Genomic DNA, 24,523 nt, shown 5'->3' on the forward strand with positions numbered 1-24,523 from the left:
TCTTCCCATGACCATTCCCGCCTCCATCGACGAAACCGTCGAGCTGCTGGCGCGCGGCGCCTATGTCGCCGATCGCTCGCTTGCGACCGTGATTTTTCTCGCCCTCAAGATGGGCCGTCCGCTGCTGCTCGAAGGCGAAGCGGGCGTCGGCAAGACCGAGATCGCCAAGGTGCTCGCCTCGGCCCTCGGGCGCAGGCTCATTCGCCTGCAATGCTATGAGGGCCTCGATACGGCGAGCGCCGTTTACGAGTGGAACTATCAGGCGCAGATGATCGAGATCCGCCTCGCCGAGGCCGAGGGCAAGCAGGACCGCGACACGCTGGGCAAGGACGTCTTCTCCGAACGCTTCCTGATCCGCCGCCCGATCCTTCAGGCGCTGGAACCTGATGTGGCGGGCCCGCCCGTGCTGCTCATTGACGAACTCGACCGCACCGACGAGCCATTCGAAGCCTATCTGCTCGAAGTGCTCTCCGACTTTCAGGTGACGGTGCCGGAAATCGGCACGATCAAGGCGAAAGAGCCGCCCATCGTCATCATCACCTCGAACCGCACGCGCGAAATCCACGACGCGCTGAAGCGGCGCTGCCTCTATCACTGGGTCGATTACCCGGATGCCGAGCGAGAGTTGAATATTCTGCGGCTCAAGGCGCCGGGCGCCGATCAGCGTCTTTCGCGCGAAGTGGTCGCCTTCGTGCAGTCGCTCCGTAAGCTCGACCTCTACAAGAACCCCGGCGTCGCCGAGACGATCGACTGGGCGCAGGCCTTGACGCAGCTCGATGCGCTGGCGCTCGACCAGCAGGTCGTCAACGATACGCTGGGGGCGCTCCTCAAATATCAGGATGACATCGCCCGCGTGCAGGGAAGCGAGGCCGCCCGCATTCTCGCCGAGATCAGGGCGGGCGCGCAGGCGGCGCAATGAGCGAGCAAGGCCGCATCGCCGAGAACATCGTGCATTTTGCGCGGGTGTTGCGGCGCGCGGGGCTCAAGGCCGGGCCGCAGCAGGTTCTCGATGCCATAGCGGCGGTCGAGGCGGCGGGGCTCAATCGCCGCGAGGATTTCTACTGGACGCTTCATGCGACGCTGGTGAAGCGCCACGAGGACGAGCTGATCTTCGAGCAGGCATTCCACGTCTTCTGGCGCGATCCGCAATTGCTCGACCGCATGATGGCGCTGATGCTGCCGGAGATCAGGACCCCGGATAACGAGGACCGCGAAAAAGCGAACCGCCGCATATCCGATGCCCTCTTCGGCAACGAGCCGAACAAGCAGGAACCGGAAGAACCCGAACTCGAGATCGACGCCAGCGAGACTTTCTCTGCCTCGGAAGTGTTGCGCCGGAAGGACTTCGAGCAGATGACGGCCGCCGAGCTTGCGGAAGCCAGAGCCGCCATCGCCCGCCTCCGCCTGCCGCTCGACGAGGCGCGGACGCGGCGCACCGCGCCCTCCGCTCGCGGCCGGATCGTCGACATGCGGGCAACGCTCCGCGCCTCGCTTCGCGCGGGCGGCATCATTCCGCTCCGGAAGCGGGAATATCGCCGCCGCCGCCCGCCTCTCGTCGTGCTTTGCGACATCTCGGGCTCAATGTCGGCCTATAGCCGCATCTTCCTTCATTTCCTCCATGCGCTGACCAATGACCGCGACCGGGTACATGTCTTTCTCTTCGGCACACGGCTCACCAACGTGACCCGCGAGTTGAAGCATCGCGACGTGGACGAGGCACTTGCCCGCGTCACCGCCGCAGTGGGCGACTGGGATGGCGGCACACGCATCGGCGAAACGCTGCACCGCTTCAACGTGGATTGGGGCCGCCGAGTTCTCGGCCAAGGCGCGGTCGTCCTGCTCGTCACTGACGGGCTCGACCGGGATGCCGGCGAAGGCGTGGAGCCCGAGATCGCCCGCCTCCATCTGCAGGCAAAACGCCTCATCTGGCTCAACCCGCTCTTGCGCTATGATCGCTTCCAGCCGAAGGCGCAGGGCATTCGGGCGCTGCTTCCGCATGTCGACGAGTTCCGTCCCGTCCACAACATCGCGTCGCTGGCCTCGCTCATCGAAGCTCTGAGCACGCCCGCCACCACCAAGCCCGAAAGGAGGGCCGCATGACCGAAACCCTCGACCATGAAAAGGTTCTGGAGCAGGCCGCCCGGTGGAAAGCCGAAGGCCATGGCGTCGCGCTCGCTACCGTCATCGAGACATGGGGCTCGGCCCCGCGCCCGGTCGGCAGCCAGCTCGCCATCCGCGACGACGCTTCCTTCATCGGCTCGGTCTCAGGCGGCTGCATCGAGGGCGATGTCGTAACCCGCGCCCTCGACGCGCTCGAAACCGGCAAGCCCGAGGTGCTGGAATACGGCGTCAGCGACGCCAAGGCCTGGGAAGTGGGGCTCGCCTGCGGCGGCCGCATTCGCGTCTTCGTCGAGCCGGTGACAGCCTGATGCACAGCGAAATTCTTCAGCGTCTACTCGAAGATCGCGCCGCAAAGCGCCCTGTTGTGCTCGCCACCCGCCTGTCGGACGGGATTCAGAAACTTTTGTATCATTTTGATACCGAAGGGGAAAATGCGCTCCTTCAGGCCGCGAATGAAGCGCTCGCGTCTGACAAAGGCCGCGTCGTTGCCGCGTCCGATGGTGAATGGTTCCTCAACGTCTTCAATCCACCGCTCCGCCTCATCATCGTGGGCGCGGTCCATATCGCCCAGCCGCTCGCCCGCATCGGCGCGCTGGCGGGATATGACGTGACGGTGATTGATCCGCGCACGGCCTTTGCGTCCGAGGACCGTTTCCCCGGCATCCGCCTCGTCACCGACTGGCCCGACGAAGCCATGGCCGCCGAAGCGCCCGACACGCGCACGGCGGTCGTCACTCTCACCCATGATCCGAAGCTCGACGATCCGGCGCTGCAGGCCGCGCTGAGAAGCCCCTGCTTCTATATCGGCGCGCTTGGCAGCAAGAAGACGAACGCCGCCCGCATGGAGCGCCTGACGGCGGCTGGCTTCGACGAGGCCACGCGCGCGCGCATCCATGGGCCGGTAGGCCTTTCCATCGGCGCCAAGAGCCCTGCCGAGATCGCCATCTCGATCATGGCGCAGATCACCGAAAAGCTCCGCACATGATCTTCGGGGAGATCGAGACAGGCGACGCGGAAGGCGCGATCCTGGCCCACTCGATCCGGGCGGGCGCGGTGAGCTTCAAGAAGGGCCGCAAGCTCTCGGCGACGGATATCGCCGCGCTTGAGGCAGCAGGCATAGCCCATGTCACTGCGATCCGTTTCGAATCCTCCGATGTCCCGGAAGACGAGGCGGCTGCCGCCCTTGCCCACGCGCTCGCAGGACCCGGCCTCGCCGTGGCGGAGCCCTTCACCGGCCGCGCGAACCTCTATGCGGAAGCCGACGGCGTCCTCGCCTATGACCGCGAGCGTCTCGACCGGATCAACCTTCTCGACGAAGCGCTGACGGTGGCGACGCTCGCCCCCTTCGAAACGGTCACTGCCCGGCAGATGATCGCAACGGTGAAGGTCATCCCCTTCGCCGCGCCGCGGGCAAGTCTCGACCGCGCAGCGGCGCTGGCCGGCGAAGGCGGACCCCTCCTTGCGCTCCATCCCTTTCGCCCGCATCGCGCGGCCCTCGTCGCCACGCGCCTGCCGGCGACCAAGGAGAGCGTCCTCGACAAGACGCGCGAGGTCCTTGCGGCGCGGCTCGGCAGCATGGGCAGCGAGATTGCGAAGGAGTACCGGGTTCCGCATGAGGCGCAGGCCGTGGCGGGGGCCGTCCGCGACGCGCTCGCGGAAGGTTTCAACCCCGTTCTCGTTTTTGGCGCCTCGGCCATCACCGACCGGCGTGACGTGGTGCCGGCAGGCATTGTCGCGGCGGGGGGCGAGATCCTGCATTTCGGCATGCCCGTCGATCCCGGCAATCTGATGCTCCTTGGACGGCATGGGACGACGCCCGTGCTCGGCCTGCCGGGCTGCGCGAGATCGCCGAAGCTCAACGGCTTTGACTGGGTCCTTGCGCGGCTTCTCGCCGGGCTCACGGTCACGCGCGAGGATGTCATGCGCATGGGGGCCGGAGGACTGCTCAAGGAAATCGCCACGCGCCCGCAGCCGCGCGAGGGCCGCCGCGAAGAAGCGCCCTCGAAGCCCCTTGCGCCGCGCATCGCCGCGCTGATCCTCGCGGCCGGCAGATCGAGCCGCATGGGCGCGACGAACAAGCTCACCGCCGAGATCGAAGGCCAGCCAATGGTCGCACGCGCGGTCGACGCCGCGCTTGCCAGCGGCGCTTCACCGGTCATCGTCGTGACGGGCCACGAGGACAACGCTGTGCGCGCGGCACTTGCGAACCGGCCGATCGAGGTCGTGCACAATCCGGACTACGCAGAAGGCCTTTCGACCTCGCTTCGAGCCGGCGTCCACGCACTCCCCGCAGGCATCGACGCTCTCTTCGTCTGCCTTGGCGACATGCCCGACGTGACGCCCACGCATCTCAACCGTCTCGCCGCCGCTTTCGACCCGGAAGAAGGCCGCACCATCTGTGTACCAACCTTCTCCGGAAAGCGCGGAAACCCCATTCTGTGGGGCGCGCAATACATTGCCGAAATGCGCGGGCTCAAGGGCGATGTCGGGGCCAAGCATCTCATCGGCGAGCATGAGGACGCGGTCTGCGAAGTGCCCATGCCGGACGAGGGAATTTTCAGGGATATCGACACGCCGGATGACCTGAAACGGCGCAACAGCCCGCCTTCCGGCAAATAATTTTTATCTGACGCACACGCGACCGCCCGCTCTTTCTTGCAAATGCCCGAATGCGTCCCCAGCCGGCCATGGACGCGGGCCGCAGCCTCTGCCATGATTCCGGCCTGAGACAAGAGAGGGGAAAGCCATGAAACTCTTGTTCATCGTTCCGTCGGCAGCGCTTCTTTTGGCGACACCCGCTGTCGCATATGAGCCGTTCACCGCATGGTCCGGCGTCTATGTCGGCGCCCAGGTCGATTATGGCTGGGGCCGCGCCCAGCTCCCCCAAGCAAGGCCCTCGGCCGGATATACGATCTACACAAATCTAGAACGGACCGAAGGCGTGGCCGGCACATTGCGCGGCAGCTACAATTTGAAGACGGGCGCCTGGGTCGTTGGCGGCGAAGCCGAGCTTGGGCGTGCCAATGCGAATGCCACGCTGCCCGACTGGGCTTTCGGCGGCTACGGCAAGTCCGACATGGATTCAGTCGGCATGGCGCGTCTTCGCGCCGGGTATGCGATCAACAACACGCTCTATTATGCAACTGGCGGCCTGGCATTTGCTCATACGCAGGCAAACTTTGCAGACCTGCCGGCCTTCGACATCAATTCCGAAACAAAGAATGGATGGACGCTCGGCTTCGGCGCCGAACGCGCGCTGACCGACAAATGGACGACGCGTCTCGAATATCGCTATTCCGACTTCGGCCGCTTTTCCGATCCTAACGCCACTGCCAATCTGGGATGGAAGGATTACAACAGCATCACCGAACACGTGATCCGGCTCGGCTTCAACTACAAGTTCTGATCGTTCCGCTATAAACAGGAAACAGCCCGGCCATTGCGCCGGGCGTTTTCATTTCAGATGTTTCCAGCCACCCCGGATCGCGTTCGGCCGAGATGAAGGCCCGCCGCGAAATACGCGCCGAAGAAATCCATCACCGCTCTTATGCGCGGCACATTGCGCAAACGCTCATGCGTCAGCAGCCATATTTCCGGCGCCGGGAGATCGGGCGTAAAGCAGCGTATGAGTGACGGATCCCCCGCACAGATGAAGTCCGACATCAGCGACACGCCGACACCCGCCTTGAGGCTCGAATAAATACCCGTGACATTGTTTGGGCGTAGCACGACGGCACTTTCCGGCACATGGGCGCTGACCCATTCGGTCATGTCGCTTCGAAGCACCTTCGGATCGACCGTGATAATGGCGTGCCTGGCGAGATCCTCGACCGTCTCCGGCTTACCATGCGCGTCGGCATAGTCGCGACTGCAATAGACGCTCCATGCATCCTTGGCGACGCAGCGCCCCACCAGGTCGGGCTCCGTCGGGCGCCAGCCTGCGCGCAGAGCCACATCGGCCTCTCCCTTGCGCAGGTCAAGATAGTTGTCCGTCGCCACGAACTCGAGGCGCAGCGAAGGATAGGCGTCCCGGAAGTCCCTGATCGCCTGCATGAGGAACAGATTGCCCAGCACCTGGTTCGTCGTGAAGCTGACTGATCCCGTCAGGCCCCGTTTCAGCGCATCGACGCCCGCCTTCGCGACGGCGGCGGCCGCCTCCACTCCCTCCGCGGATTCAAGCAAGGCCTCCCCCGCTTCGGTCAGCACATAGCCTGAGGGGCGCTTATCGAAAAGTTCGAGCCCGAAATCGGCCTCCAGCGCCGCGATCCGGCGCGAGACGGTGCTCTGGCTCACCTGAAGCGTCCGCGACGCCCCAAGGGTCGTTCCCGACCGGGCAACCGCAAGGAAATATTTGAAGTCGTTCCAGTCGGCCATGCCGGAGATTATGCATTTCTGGTGAACGAGAGCGCAAGAACGGTGTTTGAGAAGGAAAGGCCGGGCCACTACATCCCGCTCACGGACCTCGCCCCCCTTAAGGTCCGCAAGCGGAGGAACAGACCATGAAGCTCTATTACGATCCGATCTCGACGACTTCGCGTGCCGTCACGCTTTTCCTCGCCGAGGAGAACATCGCGCATGAGGAAGAGATCGTCAGCCTTTATGCAGGCGACCAGCACAAGGCCGAATTCGCGGCCATCAATCCCAACATGCAGGTGCCGGTGCTCGTCGACGATGACCTCGCCCTGGCCGAGAGCAGCGCGATCCTGAAGTATCTTGCCGACAAGTTCAGTTCGCCCGCCTATCCGGCCGATCTGAAGCTGCGTGCCCGCGTCAACGAGGCGATGGACTGGTTCAACACCGGCTTTCACCTGACCTTCTGCGCTCTCACCATCTATCCGGTCATGGTTCCGGACTTTGCGGTGCACGACGCTGCGACGCGCAAATACATCAGCGATATCTCCCACAAGCGCGTGCTGCGCTATTTCGACATTCTCGACCGCCACATGATCGGCACGAACAATTTCGTTTGTGGCAACGAAATCACCATCGCCGACTATCTGGGCGCCACCTATGTAACGCTTGGCGAAGTCATCGGCTTCGACCTCGCCCCCTGGCCCAACGTCCGGCGATGGATCGCGGGGCTGAAAGCGCGGCCCTCCTGGGACGCTGCCTATGCCGGCTTCAACGGGCTGGTAAGCGCCGCGCGCGCCGCCTGAGCCCCATTCATTAGGTCAACGCCATGAAGATATTTCTGCGGATCGCCGCCATCGCGGCGATAACGATCCTGCTCGCCCTGTCGTCGCTCTACGCGGCATCGCAGTGGCGGCTCGCACAACATTATGACGTGCCGCTCGCGTCACTTCGCATCGCGCCTTCCACGACTCTTGTGGCCGAGGGCGAGCGGCGCGCGCATATGTTCGGCTGCACCGGGTGCCACCACGAAGCCGGTAACGTGCTCTTCAAGGCACCCGGCGTCGGACGGCTCGTCGCGCCAAATCTCACCCGGATGGCTCCGCTCTACTCCGACGCCGAACTTGTGCGGCTCATCAGGCACGGTGTGAAGCGCGACGGCACCAGCGCCATCGCCATGCCCGCCGCCGCTTTCAGCGGCCTTTCCGATGAAGATATCGCCGCCATCATTTCGTGGCTGCGCACTCAACCGCGAGTGGCCGATGCAGAGCCCGCGCGTACCTCATGGGGCCCGATCGGCTGGTTCGCCGTCGCGACCGGCAGAGTCCCCTTCAGCGCGGAGCGCGCCCGCAATATCGCGCCGCCGCTCCAGCGCCCACGCGCGACGCCGGCCAAGCAGGGCGAATATCTCGTCCAGAGCATTTGCAGCGATTGCCACAAGCTCGACGAGGAAAACGACAATGGCTGGGGCATGCACACGCCGCCGCTTCGCATGATGGGGCAAGCCTATTCGCTCACCGACTTCCACACGCTGATGCGGACGGGAAAGGCGATGGGTGACCGCGAGGTCGGCACGATGTCAAAGGTCGCGCGAAGCGATCTCTCGCATATGACCGATAAAGAAATCGACGCGATCCACGCCTATCTCAACGCCGCTGAGGGCTCCGACCGTGTAGCCGCCGCGCCTCTGTCCGCATCGAACGGAAGATGACGCGAAAGCCGAATGTGAATCTCAGACCACAAACACAGCGGCGGAACGGGGCCCGAGTTTTATTCCCGTTCCGTCGCGCGTCGCCGAGCCCAGTTTCAAAAGCTCATCTTTCGGCGCTTGAGGCAGCCGCCACTCCGCCTCGTTACGGCTGAGATTGAACACGCAGAGAAGACGCTCCCCGGAGGCGACGCGCTCGAAGGCGAGAATGGCGTCGCCCTCAGCTTCGAGGAAGCGGATGTCGCCGTCGACAAGCGCCGCATGCGCCTTTCGAGTGGCGATGAGGTGGCGAGCAAAGGCGAGGACGGACGCATCGTCCTTCTGCTGCGCATCCGCCGCGCGAACGCGGTGGTAGTCGGGAATGGGAAGCCAGGGCGAGCCATTCGTGAACCCCGCTTCATGCGACGCCGCCTCCCAGGGCATGGGCGTGCGGCAGCCGTCGCGCCCCTTGCTGAATGGAAAATAGAGATCGCCGACCGGATCCTGAATCCATTTCCGCTCAAGGTCGACTTCCGGCAATCCCAATTCCTCGCCCTGATACATCAGAACGGTGCCCTTGAGCGTCATGAGCAGCGCAAGCTCGAGTTTGGCGAGCTGGTCGTCGCCCTGCCCGCCACCCCACCGGGTCACCGGGCGCACGATGTCATGGTTCGAAAATGTGACGCAGGGCCAGAGATGGTCGAGCGGCATCAGCAACTCGTCGAAATAGGTGCGGAAGACCTTCGGCTGGAAGGTCCAGTCTTCCAGAAAATCGAATGTGTAGCCCGTGTGAAGGCGCTCCATGCCGCCCGCATAGATGCCGAACATGGAGGGCTCTTCGGAGAATTCACCGAAGGCGAGCCGGTCGTCATATTCATCCATGACCTTGCGTACGCGCTTCATCGCCCATTCATTCTCCGGCGTATTCGCGTCGTAAATGTGCCGTTGAAGCCTCGGCGCATGGGCCCAGTTCGCAAAGGTACGCTCGGCCATCGGCACCGGCGGATTGTCGCGCAGATGTTCGTCATGCACATAGGAATTGGCGACATCGAGACGGAAACCGTCGACGCCGCGGTCGAGCCAGAAGCGCAGCACATTCATGCAGGCTTCGACCACATCCGGATTGTGGAAGTTCAGCTTCGGCTGGCTCTTCAGGAATTTGTGAAAGTAATATTGCTGTCGCAGAGGATGCCACGACCATGCCGCGCCGCCAAAGGCCGCGAGCCAGTTGTTCGGCGGCGTGCCGTCTTCCTTCGCCTCCGCCCAGACATACCAGTCCGCCTTCGCATTGTTGCGCGAGAGAAGACTTTCCTGAAACCAGGGGTGCTGGTCCGACGTGTGGCTCAACACCTGATCCAGGATGAGCTTGAGGCCGCGGGCATGCGTCTCCTTCACCAGCCGGTCGAAATCCGCCATCGTCCCCATTTCCGGCGCGATGCCGCAATAGTCCGATACGTCATAGCCGAAGTCCCGATTGGGCGAAGGGTAGATGGGCGAAAGCCAGATCGCGTCGGCGCCGAGCGAGGCCACATAGTCCAGCTTCCGCTCTATGCCTTTCAGATCTCCGATCCCGTCTCCGTCCGTGTCGAGAAAGCTGCGCGGATATATCTGATAGACGACCGCCCCTTGCCACCATGGCTTCTTGCCGGCTTCCGCACCCATGACGACGCTTCTCCCCGTTTGCGTTGCTTCATGAATACTGTAGCGGGTCGGAGAGACGAGGCAATCGCCCTCAATTGAGCATGGCGATCGGCGCGAGCGTCGGCCCGATCTCGCCATGGATGACGAGGTCGGCAATGGAGTCGAGGTCCGTCGGCTCCCGGTTCAGGATGACGAGCCGCGCGCCATTGCGCTTGGCAATGATCGGAAAGCCCGCTGCCGGAAAGACCTGAAGCGACGAGCCGATGGCGACGAAGAGGACGCAGGCGAGCGCCGCATCCTCCGCGCGGCGCATTTCCTCCTCGGGCATCGCCTGGCCGAAGGAAATCGTGGCCGACTTGATGAAGCCGCCGCAGCTGCGGCATTCGGGGCATTCACCCGTCTCGTCGAACATCACACGCACATCTGCCAGCTCATAGCGCTCGCCGCAATCGAGGCACTTCGCATAGGTGCCGTTGCCATGCAGCTCGATGACCTTTTCGGGCGGCACGCCGGAGTTCTGATGCAGATTGTCGATATTCTGCGTGATGACATGGGCGACGATGCCCATATCGACGAGCTTCGCGATGGCCATGTGCCCCTTGTTCGGGTCGGCCTGCTGCACCGTCTTGTCGATCTCGAATTTCCGCCGCCATGCCTCGCGGCGAAGTTCTGCGGAGCGGAGGAAATCGTTGAAGTCGATCGGCGCCATCTTGGTCCAGAGCCCGCCGGGGCTTCTGAAATCGGGAATACCGCTTTCCGTGCTGATGCCTGCGCCCGTGAACACGACGACGCGCGACGCCTCGTCGATCATCCGCTTCAATTCGCTGTTCATCGCGTCCTCAGCTTTGACCTTTGCCGCCGTTTCGTGAATCATGCCCCAAATCCTGGCAAAGCCAAGTCGAGCAGAAGGAAAGGCGCAAGCCCATGAAATATCTCCATACGATGGTGCGCGTCGGCGATCTCGACAAGTCGCTCGACTTCTACTGCGACAAGCTCGGCCTTGAGAACAAGGGCCGCTTCGACATCGAGGCGGGCCGTTTCACCCTCGTCTTCCTCGCTCCGCCCGGCCAGCCGGACGCGCAGATTGAGCTGACCCATAACTGGGACCCGGAAGAGCTGGGCGAAGGGCGCAATTTCGGCCATCTCGCCTATGAGGTCGACGACATCTATGCCTTTTGCGACCGGCTGATGAAGGGTGGCGTTACCATAAATCGCCCGCCTCGCGACGGACGCATGGCCTTCGTCCGCTCGCCCGACAACATCTCCATCGAGCTTCTGCAGAAAGGCGCGCCACTGCCCGCGCAGGAGCCCTGGGCTTCCATGCCGAATGTGGGGCATTGGTAATCCCGCACATCTGGCGAGGCGCGTCGCGCGGGTATAAGCTCACACCCATGAGCAAGTTCACGCGACATCTCCTCGTCGGCCTTGCCGGTTCGCTGCTGGCGCTTTGCGGCAGCGCGGCCATGGCCGGCGGTCTCACCGTTGGTAACGCTCTCTCCACCGGCCCGTTCATCCCGATGCATGAGCCGATGTTCGTCGGCGAGGGCCCCTTCGACGGCGATCCGCCGCCGCCCGGACATCCCTGCAGCAAGGTCGTGCGCGACGGCCCCACCGGCGATGGCCGCATGGCGCATTGGAGCGCCCTGCGCTGCTACGACGCCGCCGGGCGGCCCTATATCGTCCGTGGCAGCGAGCGTATCGAAGGCTTTTACTGATCCGCCTCGGATCTGGCAGTTTCGGCGCAAACAGGTCCGTATACTGACGACATGTCGGCGCGCGGCCTAGTATTCGAAGTGCCGCGGCAGTTCCGCGAGGACCGGATGCGTCCGGTCCTTGGCCGAAAGCACAGGCTCAACGCCGCCGAGCTGCCAGTCGATGCCGAGCGCCGGATCGTTCCACAACAGGCCGCCGTCATTCGCGGCGGAATAGAAGTTCGAGACCTTGTAGAAGACTTCGGTTTCAGGCTCGAGCGTCACCAGCCCATGCGCGAAGCCGATTGGCACCAGCAACTGCAGGCCGTTCGCTGCGCTCAGGACCACCTTTTCGTGCTCGCCGAAGGTCGGGGAGCCCTGCCGGATATCGACCACCACGTCGAGGATGCTGCCGCGGATGACGCGGACGAGCTTGTCCTGCGCGAAGGGATGGGTCTGAAAATGGAGGCCGCGCAGCGTGCCCTTTTCGGCGGAGCGCGACTGGTTGTCCTGCACGAAACTGGTGTGAATGCCGGCCTCAGCGAAGCTCCGCTGGCTATAGGTCTCCGCGAAGAAGCCGCGTGCATCCTCGAAGCGCCGCGTCTCGATGAGCTTCACATCCGGAAAACGGCCGAGCTGCGTCACCTTGATGCCGGACATGATTTTCCCCGCTCCCAATTCGTGAAAGCCGGTCGAGAATATCGTCTGGGGAATGCGGCCATCCGGCCGCTGCAACATGGTACGCCCTAGGGGAGTCGAACCCCTCTTTCCAGAATGAAAATCTGGCGTCCTAACCGATAGACGAAGGGCGCATATGCGCTTGTGGCCCCGGAGGACCGGCGCGGCCGGTGATGACCGCTGGCGGGGCTTATAAGGGGATAATTCTGCCCTGACAAGAGCATGTCGCAACGAAGTTTCAGGGAGTCGCGTCCCGCGTCAGAACGGCATCCTCGATGTTGAACTGGACGTCGCGGCGGCCCCGCCAGTCATCGGCCTTCAGGCGGCCCGCGACATGGATCGAGCCCGTCCCCCGGTCGAGCAAAGCCTTGCCGAGCGGCGTGTCCGCGGCCCTGAAGGCGATTGCCTTGATGCGCGCGCCGTCCTCGCCCGTAAGCATGCAGCGCACATGGGCGCCGCCTACAAGGTCCACATGGGCAATGCGCATGGCGGGCAAAGCGAAGCGCGGCTCGGGATTGCCCGCGCCATAGGGGCCCGCCTGCTCCAACAGGTCATAAAGCGCCCGATTGGCGCCCCTCGCGCTCAACGCGCCGTCCAGCCGGAGCGCCTTTGATTCGGAGGCCGTCAGCACGTCGCCGGCAAGCCGTGCCTCCAGGAACTCGGCAAGGCCCTCCAGCTTGTCCTCGCGCACGGTCAGCCCGGCCGCCATGGCGTGGCCGCCGCCATTGACGAGGAGGCCCGATTCGAGCGCCGCCGTGACGGCGCGGCCGAGATCGACGCCCTGTATGGAGCGGCCCGACCCCTTGCCCTCGCCCTTTCCGTCCAGCGCCACGACGATGGCCGGGCGCTCGTAGCGCTCCTTCAGGCGCGCGGCGACGATGCCGATGACGCCCGGATGCCAGCCCTTCGATGCCGCAAGGATCACCGGCGGCGGGGCATTGCGACGGCTCGCGCCGAGCGCCATGTCGACCCGCGCCAGCGCCTCTTCCAGCACCTGCGCCTCGATCGCCTGACGTTCCTTGTTCAGGACGTCGAGTTCGGCGGCTATGGCCGCCGCCTCGTCCGCATCGGATGTGGTGAGAAGCCGCGCACCAAGATCCGCACGGCCGACCCGCCCGCCCGCATTGACCCGTGGCCCCAGCAGGAAGCCCAGATGATAGGCGGCAGGCGTGCCCTCGAGCCTCGATACATCGGCCAGCGCCTTGAGGCCGATATTTCCCCGTCGCGCCAGCACGCGCAGTCCCTGCGCCACATAGGCGCGATTGAGACCGACAAGCGGCACCACGTCGCAAACCGTGCCGAGCGCGACGAGATCGAGCAGCGCGAGCAGGTCCGGCTCGTCATGCGTCGCGTACCAGCCGCCGTCGCGCAATGCGCGATTGATGGCCACGAGGAAAAGAAAAGCGACGCCGACCGCTGCAAGCGTTCCCTGCCCGCTCGTATCGTCGAGCCGGTTCGGATTGACCAGGGCGAGCGCGGGCGGCAGCGCGGGCTCGGCCTGATGATGGTCGATGACGATGACTTCGATTCCCGCATCGGCGGCCAGACCCAGAACCTTGTGCGCCATGGTGCCGCAATCGACAGTGACGACAAGCCTGTAGCCATCGTCACGCAGTTCCATCAGCGCGGGCGCATTGGGGCCATAGCCCTCGCGGATACGGTCGGGAATATAGATGCGGATATCGTGGCCGACGGCCTTGAAGAACCGCTTCAGCAGCGCACTCGACGTCGCTCCGTCCACGTCATAATCGCCGAAGACGGCAACTTTTTCGCTACGCATGATCGCTTCCGCGACGCGGCGGGCGGCGCGATCCATGTCGAGCAGTGACGATGGATCGGGAAGAAGAGTCTTGAGGCTCGGATTGAGATAGGCGGTGCAATCTTCCGGCGCGACGCCGCGTGCGGCGAGCACACGGGCCACGATTTCCGGCAACCCCTCGCGTTGCGAGATCGCAAGCGCAAGGCGATCGTCGGCGAGGCGGCTCACCCAGGCGCGGCCGGTCAGCGACCGTTCAACTCCCAGGAAATGCGCCGTCCCCTCGCCCAATTCGCCTCCGCTTTACTTGAAGATGTCGATGGAGGGGTGAAGCGCCTTCACCCAGCGCACCGTGCCGCGCGACGAACGCATGACGACGGTGTGCGTCGTGATGCCGCCGCGCACATGGCGGATGCCTTCGAGCATGTTGCCGTCGGTCACGCCCGTCGCGGCGAAGATCACATCGCCGGATGCCATTTCGTGCATGTCGTACTTCTTGTTGAAGTCCTTCACGCCCATCTTCGCGGCGCGTGCCTTCTGCTCGTCGCTCGACGTGACGAGGCGGCCCTGCATCTGGCCGCCCGTGCAACGCAGAGCGGCGGCAGCCAGCACGCCTTCCGGCGCACCGCCTGTGCCGAGATAGATGTCGATGCCGGTCGTCGGATCGGTGGTGTTGATGACACCCGCAATGTCGCCATCGGTGATGAGCGACACGCGTGCGCCCGTTGCCCGCACGGCCGCGATCAGGTCCGCATGGCGCGGCCGGTCGAGAATGCAGCAGTTGATTTCGGAAATATCGACGCCCTTCGCCTTGGCGAGCGCGGCGATGTTTTCCTTCGGCGTCGCGTCGAGATCGACGAGGCCCGCCGGATAACCGCCGCCAATGGCGATCTTGTCCATATAGGTGTCCGGCGCGTGGAGAAGGCTGCCGCCTTCCGCCATCGCCAGAACGGCCAGCGAGTTCGGCATGCGCTTGGCGCAAAGCGTCGTACCTTCCAGCGGATCGAGCGCGATATCGACCTTCGGGCCGTTGCCCGTGCCGACCTTTTCGCCGATATAGAGCATCGGCGCTTCGTCGCGCTCGCCTTCGCCGATGACGATGGTGCCGTCGATATCGAGGCGGTTCAGTTCTTTGCGCATCGCGTCGACGGCAGCCTGGTCGGCCGCCTTTTCGTCGCCGCGTCCCGCCAGCAGGGATGAAAGTATCGCCGCCCGTTCCGTGACTCGCGTCACTTCGAGCGTCAGCATCCTGCTAATTCCAACTTTGCCAGTCATCGATCTTTCCCTCGCCAAGCCTTTGATTCTGCTTAACGTGATTCGCCGTCTTCAATCCGGATCACGAGCGGAGTGCCCGCCACATCTTCCAACTTCGACAAATGCGCAAGCGCGTTGCGCATCGAGCCTTCCTGCGTCCTGTGCGTCACGAAGACGACAGGCTTGCGCCCGGTATCGCCCTCATCGCCACGCTGCACAATGCGTTCGATCGACACCGCCGCATCGGCCAGCGCGCGTGTGATCTCCGCCATGCTGCCGGCGCGATCCACCGCGTTGAAGCGCAGGTAATAGGGGCTCTCGGAACCCGACGCGCGCGCCTTGACCGGCGCCTTGAGATGGCTCGTCGGCACGATGAAGGGCGGCATGACGAGCCCGCGCGCGATATCGACCAGATCGGAAAGCACAGCCGACGCCGTCGGGCCTTCGCCCGCGCCACGGCCTTCGAGAACAAGAAGGCCGACCCGGTCGCCCCGAACGGCGACGGCGTTGAACACCCCCGAAACGGCGGCAAGCGGCGAGCCCTCAGCGACAAGCGCCGGATGCACGCGCTGCTCGATCCCGCCATCCGACTTGGTGGCAATCGCAAGCAGTTTGATCTTGTAGCCGAACTCTTTCGCGAACTTGATATCGGCGGCGGTGATCTTCTCGATGCCTTCGATATTCACACTGCCGAAGTCGACCTCGCGGCCAAAGGCGAGGCTCGCGAGGATCGCGAGCTTGTGCGCGGCGTCGATGCCGCCCACGTCAAAGCTCGGATCGGCTTCCGCATAGCCAAGCGCCTGAGCGTCCTTCAGCACGTCCGCAAAGTCGCGGCCCGTCGCTTCCATCTCGGTGAGGATGTAGTTGCAGGTGCCGTTGAGAATGCCCGTGACGCTCTCGATTTCATTCGCTGCGAGGCCTTCGCGCAGCGCCTTGATGATCGGGATGCCGCCAGCGACCGCCGCCTCGTAGTTGAGCGCGACGCCCTTGCTCTCGGCGAGCTTTGCCAGCGCGATGCCATGCTGCGCGATCAGCGCCTTGTTCGCAGTGACGACATGCTTGCCATTGGCGAGCGCCGTCTCGACGAGTTCGCGCGCCACGCCTTCCGCACCGCCGATGAGCTCGACGACAACGTCGACATCATCTGCAGTCGCGAGCGCCCGCGCGTCGTCTTCCCATCGCGCCGAGCCGAGATCGACTCCGCGCGACTTTCCCTTGTTCCGTGCACTGACGGCCACGATGTCGATCGACCGCCCGGCGGCGGCGGCAAGAAACTCCCGCCGCGCGGCGAGAATCTTGACCACGCCGACCCCGACGGTGCCGAGGCCCGCCACACCTATCCTGAGTGGTTTCGTCACGGGCGGCTCGCTCTCGTCGAATTGGGGTGCGCGATGACATTGCTCTTGATGCCCACCCGATCCTCATATTCCGCAATGATCTGGTCGGCGTTCTGCATCATGCGCTTCACGTTGCGCGCCGCCTGGCGGATGCGCTGCTCGTTCTCGACCAGTCCGATGCGGACATGGCCGTCGCCGTACTCGCCGAAGCCGATGCCGGGCGCAACGGCCATATCGGCCTGTTCGAGCAGCAGCGTCGCGAAGCCCATCGATCCGAGATGCCGGAACTTCTCCGGGATCGGCGACCAGGCGAACATGCTGGCGGGCGGGCTCGGAATGTCCCATCCGGCACGCGCCATGCTGTCGACCAGCACGTCGCGGCGGCCCTTGTAGGTCTGGCGGATTTCCTCGATGCAATCGGTCGGGCCGTTGAGCGCCGCCGTCGCCGCCACCTGGATGGGCGTGAAGGCGCCGTAATCGAGATAGGACTTCACGCGGCCAAGCGCGTTGATGAGACGGTCATTGCCGACCGCAAAGCCCATGCGCCAGCCCGGCATGGCGAAGGTCTTGGAGAGCGAGGTGAACTCCACCGCCCGCTCCTTCGCGCCCGGCACCTGCAGGATCGAGGGCGGCGGGTTGCCGTCGAAATAAATCTCGGAATAGGCGAGATCGGAGATGATGTAGATATCGTGCTTCGCCGCAAAGGCGACGACATCGCGATAGAAATCGAGATCGGCCACCTGCGCCGTCGGGTTCGACGGATAGGAGACGACGAGCGCCGTGGGCTTCGGCACGCTGTGGCGTACGCCGCGCTCCAGCATGTCGAAGAAGCCGGACGGACTCTCGAAAGGCACCGAGCGGATGACGGCGCCCGAAATGATGAAGCCGAAAGCGTGGATCGGATAGCTCGGATTCGGGCAGAGGATGACGTCGCCCGGCGCGGTGATCGCCTGTGCGAGATTGGCGAGGCCCTCTTTCGAGCCGAGCGTGGCGATGACTTCCGTTTCCGGATTGAGCTTCACGCCGAAGCGGCGCTCGTAATAGGCGGCCTGCGCCTTGCGGAGACCGGGGATGCCGCGCGACGAGGAATAGCGGTGGGTCTTCGGGTCGCGAACGGCCTCGATCAGCTTTTCGACGATATGCGGCGGCGTCGGCATGTCGGGGTTGCCCATGCCGAAGTCGATGATGTCCTTGCCCTCGGCGCGCGCCTTGGCCTTGAGCTTGTTGACGCTCTCAAAGACGTAGGGGGGCAGACGCTTTATGCGGTGGAACTCTTCGCTCATGGCCAGATCCTGAATTGACGCCGGACTTTTGCCCCAATGGGGTAATCCGCGCGTCCTTATAGCTCCAAACCCCCGCCCGGGCCATGTTCAAATGGCCGGAATGGCGGGCAAATCCTTGCGAAACGGAACGAGGGCCATATGGCCCTCATCCTGAGGCGGGATTGTGACGCATTCGGGGGATTCCGGGAATAATCGTTCCCGGAGCCCCGGTCCTATTTGCCGCCACCGACCGTCGGCTTGACCTCGACAGGCGTGGTCGGCGCGGCATTGACCGGCTGCTCGGCGTTCGGGTTGGGCTTCTCCTCCTCAGGCGCCGCCGCGCTGGCCGGGGCCTCCTTCGCGGGCGGCAGCCCCTTGGCTTCCTCGAGCGTCTTGTGACCGCCGCGCCTGGGGACCGGGATTACGCCCGGGTCAAGATTGAGCTTCTTCTCAGGCTCGGCCGGCGCCGTCGGGGCCATGGTTTCGGGCGTAGGCAAGGCCGGCGGCGTGGCGACGGGCGCCGGTGCCTTGACCGCCGGTGAGGGGGCGACCGGGGCCGGAGCCTTTACGGGTGCGGGTGCGGGCTGCGCGACGGGCGCCTTTACAGGAGCCGGAGCCGCCGCCGGTGCGGCAGCCTTGACCGGGGCCGGAGCCGGAGTCGGCACGGGCACGGCGGCAGGCGCCGCCACAGCGGGCGCCGGCGTTGCCGGGGCGGGCTGCGGAGCGCTCGTGCCCGAAGTCAGGGATTGATCCGTCTTCGCAGCGCTATCGCGATCGGCGGCCAGACTCCGCGCGATGTCTTCCTGCTGCGCCTTGGAGGTGGTGGCCGGCGCGCTGGACGGCACCTTGGCGAGGTCCGGGAAACTGTTCGAGCCGGACTGCGCCTCGGCGGGTTTGCTCTCGCCATAAACGCTGCTCGGCTTGGCGTCGTCAGGAATGGCGGAGCATCCGGTCAGAGCCCCCGCAACGAGAGCCGCCACCCCGGCCTGCGTCAGAAACGCCCCGAGAGTGCCGTTGCGTTTTCCGCCGTTCCAACCATGCCGGGACATTCATATAGCTCCTTGACCGCTTTTGGATGCCTGCCCAGATCCACGACGAGCCGAATGGTGTCGCGCTGCCCCTAGGCGAGCGTCGCCAACCGTATAGTATAAGAACGAAACAAAAAACCGTTTGTCGCGGGTCGGAAAACCGGTCTCAATCAAGTGTACGAGCCGCGGCCTGTCGGAAACAGGCTTCAAGAAACTGTCGCGCCCCTTCGCGAAGATCGTTGCCATGACACAAAAGACGACAACGAAAACAAGGCCGAAGCGCACCAGGACCCCGAAGCCCGAACTACCGCCCCAGCCCGACGCTGCGTCGTCCGCAGCCGGAGCTCCGGCAGATGCCGATGAGCCCACTTTCCCCGTGCCTGACATGGGCACATTGGCGGTCAATCTGATCAAGGCAGCGAGTCTGGGCCAGAAGGCGGCGCGACTCATGGCGTCGAACGAAGGACGTGGCGCGGCCGAATCAACCGTGCTCGACATGCGCCGCATCGGCAAGACCATGCTCGACGTCGCCGCAAACTATGTCCGCGATCCCGCGCGCCTGATCGAATCTCAGGTTCAGCTGTGGAATGGGTATATCGACCTCTTCCAGACGACGACCCGCCGTTTCCTCGGCGAGGAGACGAAGCCGGTCGTCGAGCCTTCGCGCTCCGACAAGCGCTTCAAGGATCCGGAGTGGCAGAACAATCTCGCCTTCGACCTGCTGAAGCAATCCTACCTCATCGCGAGCCAATGGCTGACGCAGCAGGTGCAGGCGACGCAGGGCATCGACGCGCATACGCGCAAGAAGGCCGACTTCTATGTCCGCCAGTTCGCGAATGCCTTCTCGCCCTCGAACTTTCTGCTGACGAATCCGGAAGTGCTGCGCACGACGCTCGCCACGAATGGCGAGAACCTCGTGCAGGGCATGCAGCACCTGCTTGAAGATGTGGAACGCGGCAATGGTCGTCTGCAGATTCAGCAGACCGACATGAAGGCCTTCCGCCTCGGCGAAAACATCGCGCTCACCCCGGGCAAGGTCGTCTACCAGAACGATCTCATCCAGCTGCTGCAATATGAGCCGACAACCAAAAAGGTCCACAAGCGGCCGCTGCTCATCTTCCCGCCCTGGATCAACAAGTATTACATCCTCGACCTCACGCCCGAAAAATCCTTCGTCAAATGGGCCGTCGCGCAGGGCTTCACCGTCTTTGTGGTGAGCTGGGTCAATCCCGACGCGCAACTCGCCATGAAGAGCTTCGAGAGCTACATGTACGAAGGCGTCTATGACGCTCTCGACGCGGTGGAAAAGGCGACGGGCGAAAAGGAAGTCAACGCCATCGGCTATTGCATCGGCGGCACGCTGCTTGCCTCCAGCCTCGCCCACATGGCGGCGAAAGGCGACAAGCGCATCAGGTCGGCGACCTTCTTTGCCACTCAGGTGGACTTCACCGAAGCGGGCGATCTTCAGGTCTTCATCGACGAGGAACAGATCCCCGAGGTCGAGCAGCAGATGGAGGCGCATGGGGGCGTTCTTGAAGGCTCGGCCATGGCGTCCACCTTCAACATGCTGCGCTCGAACGAGCTGATCTGGTCCTACGTGGTCAACAACTACCTGCTCGGCCGCGAGCCCGTTCCCTTCGACCTTCTTTACTGGAATGCCGACGCAACGCGCATGCCCTCGAAGATGCACATCTTCTACCTGCGCGAATGCTACCTCCGGAACCATCTCGCCGAAGGCAAGATGGAGCTTGGCGGCGAAAAGCTCGACCTCTCGAAGGTGAAGATTCCGGTCTATCTCCAGTCGAGCCGGGAGGATCACATCGCGCCTTACAATTCGGTCTACAAGGCGACGCGCCTCTTCAGCGGCCCGGTGAAATTCATCATCGCCGGGTCCGGCCATATCGCAGGCGTCATCAATCCGCCTACGGCGCAGAAATACCAGTACTGGACAAACGACGCCCTCCCCGCGACGCCCGATGCATGGATCGCAGACGCCACGGAAACGCCGGGCTCCTGGTGGCCGGATTGGCACGCCTGGGTCGGCGACATGGCCGGGGAATTCGTGCCAGCACGTGTGCCGGGAGATCGCGGCCTCACCGTGCTCGAAGACGCGCCGGGGTCCTATGTGATGGTCAAGTCGAACGAATAGTCGCCATCGCTGACGGATCGTCTCTCGGGCGGAGCGGTCTGGCCTTCACCGGATTTCCGCAGGCCTCACACCGAAATTCGCAACTGTCCTGCAAGCGACAGCCCCGCTAGGTTTGCGCAAACAATGGCGGAGGCCCATCCTGTCGCTCGGCATCACCCTCCTCGTCCTGCTCGCTGCGCTGCTTCATGCGGTCTGGAACGCGCTCGTCAAATCGAATGGCGACCGGCTGTCGATGATGGCCTTCGTGGCCGGCAGCGGCAGCCTGATGATGCTGCCCCTCCTGCCCTTCACGCCTGTGCCGAGCTGGGAGGTGTGGAAGATCATCCTGCTCTCGCTGGCGCTCCATACCGGCTACAAGGTCTTCCTCGTCAAAGCCTACCACCACGGCGATTTCGGGCAGGTCTATCCGCTGGCACGCGGTATCGCGCCGGCCATCGTTACGCTGATCGGCTTCTTCTTCCTCGGCGAGCAGTTGCCCTTGCTTGCCACGGTGGGCATCGTCCTCGTTCTTGCCGGCGTCGTGAGCCTCGCCTGGCGCCCGAAGAACGGAACGCAGACGCCGACCAATTCACACGCGATCTTTTATGCGCTCGGCACGTCGCTTTTCATCGCCAGCTATACGCTCAATGACGGGCTTGGCGGCCGCGTCGCGCCTTCGCCCAGCCAATATGTGATCTGGCTCTTTGCACTCGACGGCATCAGCATCGTCGCCATCGCGTTGTGGCGGCGGGGAACGGCGCTGCTGCGTCCGCAGCGCGCCTGGGCTTACGGCGCAGGCGGCGGACTCGCATCAATCATCGCCTATTGGCTGGTCATCTGGGCCATGTCGATCACGCCGCTCGGACCCGTGGCGGCCTTGCGCGAAACCAGCGTCGTCTTCGGCGCATTGATTTCCGGCTTCATCCTGAAGGAAGGCCTCGGATGGCGAGCCGTCGCCGCCGCCGCGACCGTCGCCGCAGGCGTCATCCTGTTGAAACTCTGAGAGCTTATTCGGCGGCGTCGAAGAGCCCTGTCGGCAATCCGTCGAGGCTGACCACGTTCTTCTCGCGGCGATAGGCGTCGAGCCCTTCTTCGCCCTTGCTTTCCGCCCATCGCGTCAGGCCGGGGCGTTCTTCGCGATATTCGAAATGCGGAACCGCATAGCCGCAGGAGGTCTGCACCAGGTCGATATCGAGCAGCACCATCTGCCGCGCGCCGGCAGGCTCGACGCCGCCGAACTGAGCCGCCAGCAATCGCGCATATTCCTCGCTGCCGCGCCGGATGGTGCGCCCACGCCCATAAAGCCGCAGGATCATTGGCGCGCCCTCAAAGGCGCAGAACATGATCGTCAGGCGGCCATCGGCCTTGAGATGCGCCGCCGTTTCGCTACCGCTGCCGGTGTGGTCGAGATAGACGACGCTGTTGGGCCCAAGCACGCGCAGCGCATCGAGCCCCTTGGGTGAGACATTGACGCGGCTGTCCGCCGTCGCCGAAGCGACGAAGAAAACATGCTGGCGCTCAATGAATGCGCGCAGGTCCGGCTCGATCGACGCAAGCTGCTTGGCCATGTCTTATCCCTCCAGGTTGACTCCCAGCCCCTCGTCCAATCCCAGCATGATATTGAGGCACTGCACGGCCTGCGCCGACGCCCCCTTGCCGAGATTGTCGAGCAGCGCCACGAGCCGCGCCTGCTTGTGCTGTTCATTGCCGAAGACGAAGAGCTTCAACTCGTTCGTGCCGTTGAGGCCTTCCGGGTCGAGCGTCTTCAGCGCCGCAGCTTCATCGAGTGAAGCGACCGAGACGAAGCGTTCGCCTGCGTAGGAATCCGCAATCGCCTCATGGACGCGAGCAACCGTGGCATCGCCCGGCAGCGCCCAGAGCTGGAGCGGCACTTCCACGATCATGCCCTGGGCGTAGCGGCCCACGGCAGGCGCGAAAAGCGGCCTGTGATTCAAGCCGCCATGCACGCGGATCTCCTCGACATGCTTATGCTCAAGGCCCATCGCATAGATGCGATAAGGCACCTCGGTGTAATTCGGCGCCGCCTTGTCCTCGAACTCGGCAATCATCTGCTTGCCGCCGCCGGAATAGCCGGAAATCGCGTTCACCGTCACCGGCCAGCCGGACGGCAGAATGCCGGCCTGCGTCAGCGGCCTGATGAGCGAGATCGCGCCTGTCGGATAGCAGCCCGGATTGGTGATGCGCTTCGCACCCGCGATTTCCTTGCGTTGCCCTTTGCTCATCTCGGGCAGGCCATAGGTCCAGCCGGGTGTCGTCCGGTGTGCGCTCGACGCGTCGATGACGCGCACCGATGGATTTTCGATGAGCGCCGCCGCTTCCTTCGCCGCTTCGTCCGGCAGGCAAAGGATCACGATGTCGGCGGCATTGAGCGCGTCCTTCCGCGCAGCCGCGTCCTTGCGCTTCTCGTCGCTCAGGCGAATGAATTCAAGGTCGCCCCGCTTCTCGAGCCGCGCCCTGATCTGGAGACCCGTGGTCCCCGCCTCGCCATCGATGAAAATCTGCGTCGTCATCTTTCGCTCCACCCGACCTTCAGGAAAACCGCACAAACAAAAAGGGCGCCTCGGAAATACCGAAGCGCCCTTGATCGTAACCGCGAAAAGCGATCAGCGCTTCGAGAACTGGAAGCTACGGCGGGCCTTGGCCTTACCGTACTTCTTACGCTCGACCACACGGCTGTCGCGCGTCAGGAAGCCGTCCTTCTTCAGCACGGCGCGAAGGGCCGGCTCGAAGTAGGTCAGCGCGCGCGAGATGCCGTGACGGATCGCACCGGCCTGACCGGAGAGACCGCCGCCGATAACCGTCGCGGTGATGTCGTACTGCTTCTCGCGCTGAGCGGCGACGAGCGGCTGGTTCAGGATCATGCGGAGAACCGGACGCGCGAAGTAGCGGTCCAGCTCACGGCCGTTGATGACGATCTTGCCGGAGCCCGGTTTGATCCAGACGCGGGCGACCGCGTTCTTGCGCTTACCGGTCGCATAGGCGCGGCCGAACTTGTCGAGCTTCGGCTGGCGAACCTCGGGAGCCTCGGCCGCGATCGCGTCCTTCAGGTCCTCGAGCGAATGGGTCTCTTGCGCCATTATGCAACCCTCACATTCTTGCGATTGAGCGACGCGAAGTCGATCTTCTGAGGCTGCTGCGCCTCATGCGGATGGCTCGGACCGGCATAGATGTGCAGGTTGCCCATCTGCTTGCGGGCGAGCGGACCGCGCGCGATCATGCGCTTCACGGCCAGTTCGAGCACGCGCTCGGGGAAACGGCCCTCAAGAAGCTTCTTGGGCGAGGTTTCCTTGATACCGCCGGGGTGACCCGTGTGGCGGTAGTAGCGCTTGTCCTCGTACTTCGCACCGGTGAAGGCAACCTTCTCGGCGTTGATAACGATGACATGGTCGCCGTCGTCGAGGTGGGGCGTGTAGGTCGGCTTGTGCTTGCCGCGCAGCCGGTTCGCGACGAACGTCGCGAGACGACCTACGACGACGCCTTCGGCGTCGATCACGATCCACTTCTTCTCGATCTCGGCGGGTTTCGCGGAATAGGTCTTCATGCGAAAAATCCTGCGGAATCTGCAAAAG

General features: G+C 64.0%; 25 protein-coding genes and 1 tRNA gene. 12 read left to right on the forward strand and 14 right to left on the reverse strand.

Going from position 1 to position 24,523, the window contains the following annotated elements:
- Nucleotides 1-7 precede the first annotated feature (7 nt).
- The 6 genes from ABFC66_RS11340 (at nt 8) to ABFC66_RS11365 (ending at nt 5,527) form a co-directional block, all read left to right on the forward strand.
- On the forward strand, nt 8-919 hold the full coding sequence (locus tag ABFC66_RS11340; protein ID WP_346741195.1) for a MoxR family ATPase: 912 nt from the start codon (nt 8-10) through the stop codon (nt 917-919).
- Nucleotides 916-2,100 carry a VWA domain-containing protein gene (locus tag ABFC66_RS11345; protein ID WP_346741068.1) on the forward strand — a complete coding sequence of 395 codons (1,185 nt, stop codon included), beginning with the start codon at nt 916-918 and terminating at the stop codon, nt 2,098-2,100. The genes ABFC66_RS11340 and ABFC66_RS11345 overlap by 4 nt, the downstream gene beginning before the upstream one ends.
- On the forward strand, nt 2,097-2,429 hold the full coding sequence (locus ABFC66_RS11350; protein WP_346741069.1) for an XdhC family protein: 333 nt from the start codon (nt 2,097-2,099) through the stop codon (nt 2,427-2,429). The genes ABFC66_RS11345 and ABFC66_RS11350 overlap by 4 nt, the downstream gene beginning before the upstream one ends.
- A complete protein-coding gene (locus ABFC66_RS11355) occupies nt 2,429-3,106 on the forward strand; it encodes an XdhC family protein (RefSeq protein WP_346741070.1) in 678 nt (225 codons plus the stop codon). The genes ABFC66_RS11350 and ABFC66_RS11355 overlap by 1 nt, the downstream gene beginning before the upstream one ends.
- Entirely contained in the window at nt 3,103-4,740 is a 1,638-nt protein-coding gene (locus ABFC66_RS11360; protein ID WP_346741071.1) for a molybdopterin-binding/glycosyltransferase family 2 protein, read from the forward strand. The genes ABFC66_RS11355 and ABFC66_RS11360 overlap by 4 nt, the downstream gene beginning before the upstream one ends.
- A 127-nt stretch (nt 4,741-4,867) precedes the next feature.
- Nucleotides 4,868-5,527, forward strand: a complete 660-nt coding sequence (locus ABFC66_RS11365) for an outer membrane protein (RefSeq protein ID WP_346741072.1) — start codon at nt 4,868-4,870, stop codon at nt 5,525-5,527.
- Nucleotides 5,528-5,580: 53 nt separating this feature from the next.
- Here the strand turns inward: ABFC66_RS11365 and ABFC66_RS11370 are convergent, their stop codons facing one another.
- A complete protein-coding gene (locus ABFC66_RS11370) occupies nt 5,581-6,495 on the reverse strand; it encodes a LysR family transcriptional regulator (RefSeq protein WP_346741073.1) in 915 nt (304 codons plus the stop codon).
- Nucleotides 6,496-6,620: 125 nt separating this feature from the next.
- Between ABFC66_RS11370 and ABFC66_RS11375 the strand changes: the two genes are divergently transcribed.
- Nucleotides 6,621-7,277: a glutathione S-transferase family protein gene (locus tag ABFC66_RS11375; protein ID WP_346741074.1), complete on the forward strand. Its 657-nt coding sequence runs from the start codon at nt 6,621-6,623 to the stop codon at nt 7,275-7,277.
- Between the two features lie 23 nt (nt 7,278-7,300).
- Nucleotides 7,301-8,182, forward strand: a complete 882-nt coding sequence (locus ABFC66_RS11380) for a cytochrome c (protein ID WP_346741075.1) — start codon at nt 7,301-7,303, stop codon at nt 8,180-8,182.
- 21 nt (nt 8,183-8,203) lie between these two features.
- On the opposite strand, the gene ABFC66_RS11385 is transcribed toward ABFC66_RS11380, so the two are convergent.
- Nucleotides 8,204-9,820, reverse strand: a complete 1,617-nt coding sequence (locus ABFC66_RS11385; RefSeq protein WP_346741076.1) for an alpha-glucosidase family protein — start codon at nt 9,818-9,820, stop codon at nt 8,204-8,206.
- A gap of 70 nt (nt 9,821-9,890) precedes the next feature.
- The gene (locus ABFC66_RS11390) at nt 9,891-10,673 is read right to left on the reverse strand and encodes a Sir2 family NAD-dependent protein deacetylase (RefSeq protein WP_346741077.1); all 783 of its coding nucleotides are present in this window, start codon (nt 10,671-10,673) and stop codon (nt 9,891-9,893) included.
- Between the two features lie 50 nt (nt 10,674-10,723).
- Between ABFC66_RS11390 and ABFC66_RS11395 the strand changes: the two genes are divergently transcribed.
- Both ABFC66_RS11395 and ABFC66_RS11400 read left to right on the forward strand, forming a co-directional pair.
- The gene (locus ABFC66_RS11395; protein WP_346741078.1) at nt 10,724-11,143 is read left to right on the forward strand and encodes a VOC family protein; all 420 of its coding nucleotides are present in this window, start codon (nt 10,724-10,726) and stop codon (nt 11,141-11,143) included.
- Between the two features lie 47 nt (nt 11,144-11,190).
- Nucleotides 11,191-11,514 (forward strand): hypothetical protein, encoded by a 324-nt coding sequence (locus ABFC66_RS11400; protein ID WP_346741079.1) that lies wholly within the window; start codon nt 11,191-11,193, stop codon nt 11,512-11,514.
- A 66-nt stretch (nt 11,515-11,580) separates the two neighbouring features.
- On the opposite strand, the gene rfbC is transcribed toward ABFC66_RS11400, so the two are convergent.
- The 7 genes from rfbC to ABFC66_RS11435 all read right to left on the reverse strand — a co-directional run bounded on the left by rfbC (nt 11,581) and on the right by ABFC66_RS11435 (nt 18,826).
- Complete coding sequence (gene rfbC / locus ABFC66_RS11405; protein ID WP_346741080.1) at nt 11,581-12,150, reverse strand: dTDP-4-dehydrorhamnose 3,5-epimerase; 570 nt, start codon at nt 12,148-12,150, stop codon at nt 11,581-11,583.
- Between the two features lie 77 nt (nt 12,151-12,227).
- A tRNA-Glu gene (locus ABFC66_RS11410) sits at nt 12,228-12,302 on the reverse strand.
- A 104-nt stretch (nt 12,303-12,406) separates the two neighbouring features.
- On the reverse strand, nt 12,407-14,215 hold the full coding sequence (gene recJ / locus ABFC66_RS11415; RefSeq protein ID WP_346741081.1) for a single-stranded-DNA-specific exonuclease RecJ: 1,809 nt from the start codon (nt 14,213-14,215) through the stop codon (nt 12,407-12,409).
- A gap of 12 nt (nt 14,216-14,227) precedes the next feature.
- Nucleotides 14,228-15,199: a class II fructose-bisphosphatase gene (gene glpX / locus ABFC66_RS11420; protein ID WP_346741082.1), complete on the reverse strand. Its 972-nt coding sequence runs from the start codon at nt 15,197-15,199 to the stop codon at nt 14,228-14,230.
- Nucleotides 15,200-15,231: 32 nt separating this feature from the next.
- Nucleotides 15,232-16,536, reverse strand: coding sequence for a homoserine dehydrogenase (locus tag ABFC66_RS11425; RefSeq protein WP_346741083.1), 1,305 nt, complete (start codon nt 16,534-16,536; stop codon nt 15,232-15,234).
- Entirely contained in the window at nt 16,533-17,798 is a 1,266-nt protein-coding gene (locus ABFC66_RS11430; protein WP_346741084.1) for an LL-diaminopimelate aminotransferase, read from the reverse strand. Before ABFC66_RS11430 ends, ABFC66_RS11425 begins: the two co-directional genes overlap by 4 nt.
- Nucleotides 17,799-18,010: 212 nt before the next feature.
- Complete coding sequence (locus tag ABFC66_RS11435) at nt 18,011-18,826, reverse strand: hypothetical protein (protein WP_346741085.1); 816 nt, start codon at nt 18,824-18,826, stop codon at nt 18,011-18,013.
- 223 nt (nt 18,827-19,049) lie between these two features.
- Between ABFC66_RS11435 and phaC the strand changes: the two genes are divergently transcribed.
- Complete coding sequence (gene phaC / locus ABFC66_RS11440; RefSeq protein WP_346741086.1) at nt 19,050-20,954, forward strand: class I poly(R)-hydroxyalkanoic acid synthase; 1,905 nt, start codon at nt 19,050-19,052, stop codon at nt 20,952-20,954.
- A 112-nt stretch (nt 20,955-21,066) separates the two neighbouring features.
- Nucleotides 21,067-21,936: an EamA family transporter gene (locus ABFC66_RS11445; RefSeq protein WP_346741087.1), complete on the forward strand. Its 870-nt coding sequence runs from the start codon at nt 21,067-21,069 to the stop codon at nt 21,934-21,936.
- A 4-nt stretch (nt 21,937-21,940) separates the two neighbouring features.
- On the opposite strand, the gene ABFC66_RS11450 is transcribed toward ABFC66_RS11445, so the two are convergent.
- From ABFC66_RS11450 to rplM, 4 genes are all read right to left on the reverse strand, one after another.
- Entirely contained in the window at nt 21,941-22,501 is a 561-nt protein-coding gene (locus ABFC66_RS11450; RefSeq protein WP_346741088.1) for a pyridoxamine 5'-phosphate oxidase family protein, read from the reverse strand.
- A 3-nt stretch (nt 22,502-22,504) separates the two neighbouring features.
- A complete protein-coding gene (gene argC / locus ABFC66_RS11455) occupies nt 22,505-23,464 on the reverse strand; it encodes an N-acetyl-gamma-glutamyl-phosphate reductase (RefSeq protein ID WP_346741089.1) in 960 nt (319 codons plus the stop codon).
- A 93-nt stretch (nt 23,465-23,557) separates the two neighbouring features.
- The gene (gene rpsI / locus ABFC66_RS11460) at nt 23,558-24,031 is read right to left on the reverse strand and encodes a 30S ribosomal protein S9 (protein ID WP_346741090.1); all 474 of its coding nucleotides are present in this window, start codon (nt 24,029-24,031) and stop codon (nt 23,558-23,560) included.
- Nucleotides 24,031-24,495 carry a 50S ribosomal protein L13 gene (gene rplM / locus ABFC66_RS11465; protein ID WP_346741091.1) on the reverse strand — a complete coding sequence of 155 codons (465 nt, stop codon included), beginning with the start codon at nt 24,493-24,495 and terminating at the stop codon, nt 24,031-24,033. Before rplM ends, rpsI begins: the two co-directional genes overlap by 1 nt.
- Between the last annotated feature and the right edge of the window lie 28 nt (nt 24,496-24,523).

Source organism: Parvibaculum sp., from assembly GCF_039680535.1.
Lineage (GTDB): Bacteria > Pseudomonadota > Alphaproteobacteria > Parvibaculales > Parvibaculaceae > Parvibaculum.

Excerpts from the sequence above, each read along its gene's own strand:
- ABFC66_RS11340 (WP_346741195.1), top strand. The coding sequence starts at position 8 with ATGACCATTCCCGCCTCCATCGACGAAACCGTCGAGCTGCTGGCGCGC.
- ABFC66_RS11345 (WP_346741068.1), top strand. The coding sequence starts at position 916 with ATGAGCGAGCAAGGCCGCATCGCCGAGAACATCGTGCATTTTGCGCGG.
- ABFC66_RS11350 (WP_346741069.1), top strand. The coding sequence starts at position 2,097 with ATGACCGAAACCCTCGACCATGAAAAGGTTCTGGAGCAGGCCGCCCGG.
- ABFC66_RS11355 (WP_346741070.1), top strand. The coding sequence starts at position 2,429 with ATGCACAGCGAAATTCTTCAGCGTCTACTCGAAGATCGCGCCGCAAAG.
- ABFC66_RS11360 (WP_346741071.1), top strand. The coding sequence starts at position 3,103 with ATGATCTTCGGGGAGATCGAGACAGGCGACGCGGAAGGCGCGATCCTG.
- ABFC66_RS11365 (WP_346741072.1), top strand. The coding sequence starts at position 4,868 with ATGAAACTCTTGTTCATCGTTCCGTCGGCAGCGCTTCTTTTGGCGACA.
- ABFC66_RS11370 (WP_346741073.1), bottom strand. The coding sequence starts at position 6,495 with ATGGCCGACTGGAACGACTTCAAATATTTCCTTGCGGTTGCCCGGTCG.
- ABFC66_RS11375 (WP_346741074.1), top strand. The coding sequence starts at position 6,621 with ATGAAGCTCTATTACGATCCGATCTCGACGACTTCGCGTGCCGTCACG.
- ABFC66_RS11380 (WP_346741075.1), top strand. The coding sequence starts at position 7,301 with ATGAAGATATTTCTGCGGATCGCCGCCATCGCGGCGATAACGATCCTG.
- ABFC66_RS11385 (WP_346741076.1), bottom strand. The coding sequence starts at position 9,820 with ATGGGTGCGGAAGCCGGCAAGAAGCCATGGTGGCAAGGGGCGGTCGTC.
- ABFC66_RS11390 (WP_346741077.1), bottom strand. The coding sequence starts at position 10,673 with ATGATTCACGAAACGGCGGCAAAGGTCAAAGCTGAGGACGCGATGAAC.
- ABFC66_RS11395 (WP_346741078.1), top strand. The coding sequence starts at position 10,724 with ATGAAATATCTCCATACGATGGTGCGCGTCGGCGATCTCGACAAGTCG.
- ABFC66_RS11400 (WP_346741079.1), top strand. The coding sequence starts at position 11,191 with ATGAGCAAGTTCACGCGACATCTCCTCGTCGGCCTTGCCGGTTCGCTG.
- rfbC (WP_346741080.1), bottom strand. The coding sequence starts at position 12,150 with ATGTCCGGCATCAAGGTGACGCAGCTCGGCCGTTTTCCGGATGTGAAG.
- glpX (WP_346741082.1), bottom strand. The coding sequence starts at position 15,199 with ATGACTGGCAAAGTTGGAATTAGCAGGATGCTGACGCTCGAAGTGACG.
- ABFC66_RS11430 (WP_346741084.1), bottom strand. The coding sequence starts at position 17,798 with ATGAGCGAAGAGTTCCACCGCATAAAGCGTCTGCCCCCCTACGTCTTT.
- ABFC66_RS11435 (WP_346741085.1), bottom strand. The coding sequence starts at position 18,826 with ATGTCCCGGCATGGTTGGAACGGCGGAAAACGCAACGGCACTCTCGGG.
- phaC (WP_346741086.1), top strand. The coding sequence starts at position 19,050 with ATGACACAAAAGACGACAACGAAAACAAGGCCGAAGCGCACCAGGACC.
- ABFC66_RS11450 (WP_346741088.1), bottom strand. The coding sequence starts at position 22,501 with ATGGCCAAGCAGCTTGCGTCGATCGAGCCGGACCTGCGCGCATTCATT.
- argC (WP_346741089.1), bottom strand. The coding sequence starts at position 23,464 with ATGACGACGCAGATTTTCATCGATGGCGAGGCGGGGACCACGGGTCTC.
- rpsI (WP_346741090.1), bottom strand. The coding sequence starts at position 24,031 with ATGGCGCAAGAGACCCATTCGCTCGAGGACCTGAAGGACGCGATCGCG.
- rplM (WP_346741091.1), bottom strand. The coding sequence starts at position 24,495 with ATGAAGACCTATTCCGCGAAACCCGCCGAGATCGAGAAGAAGTGGATC.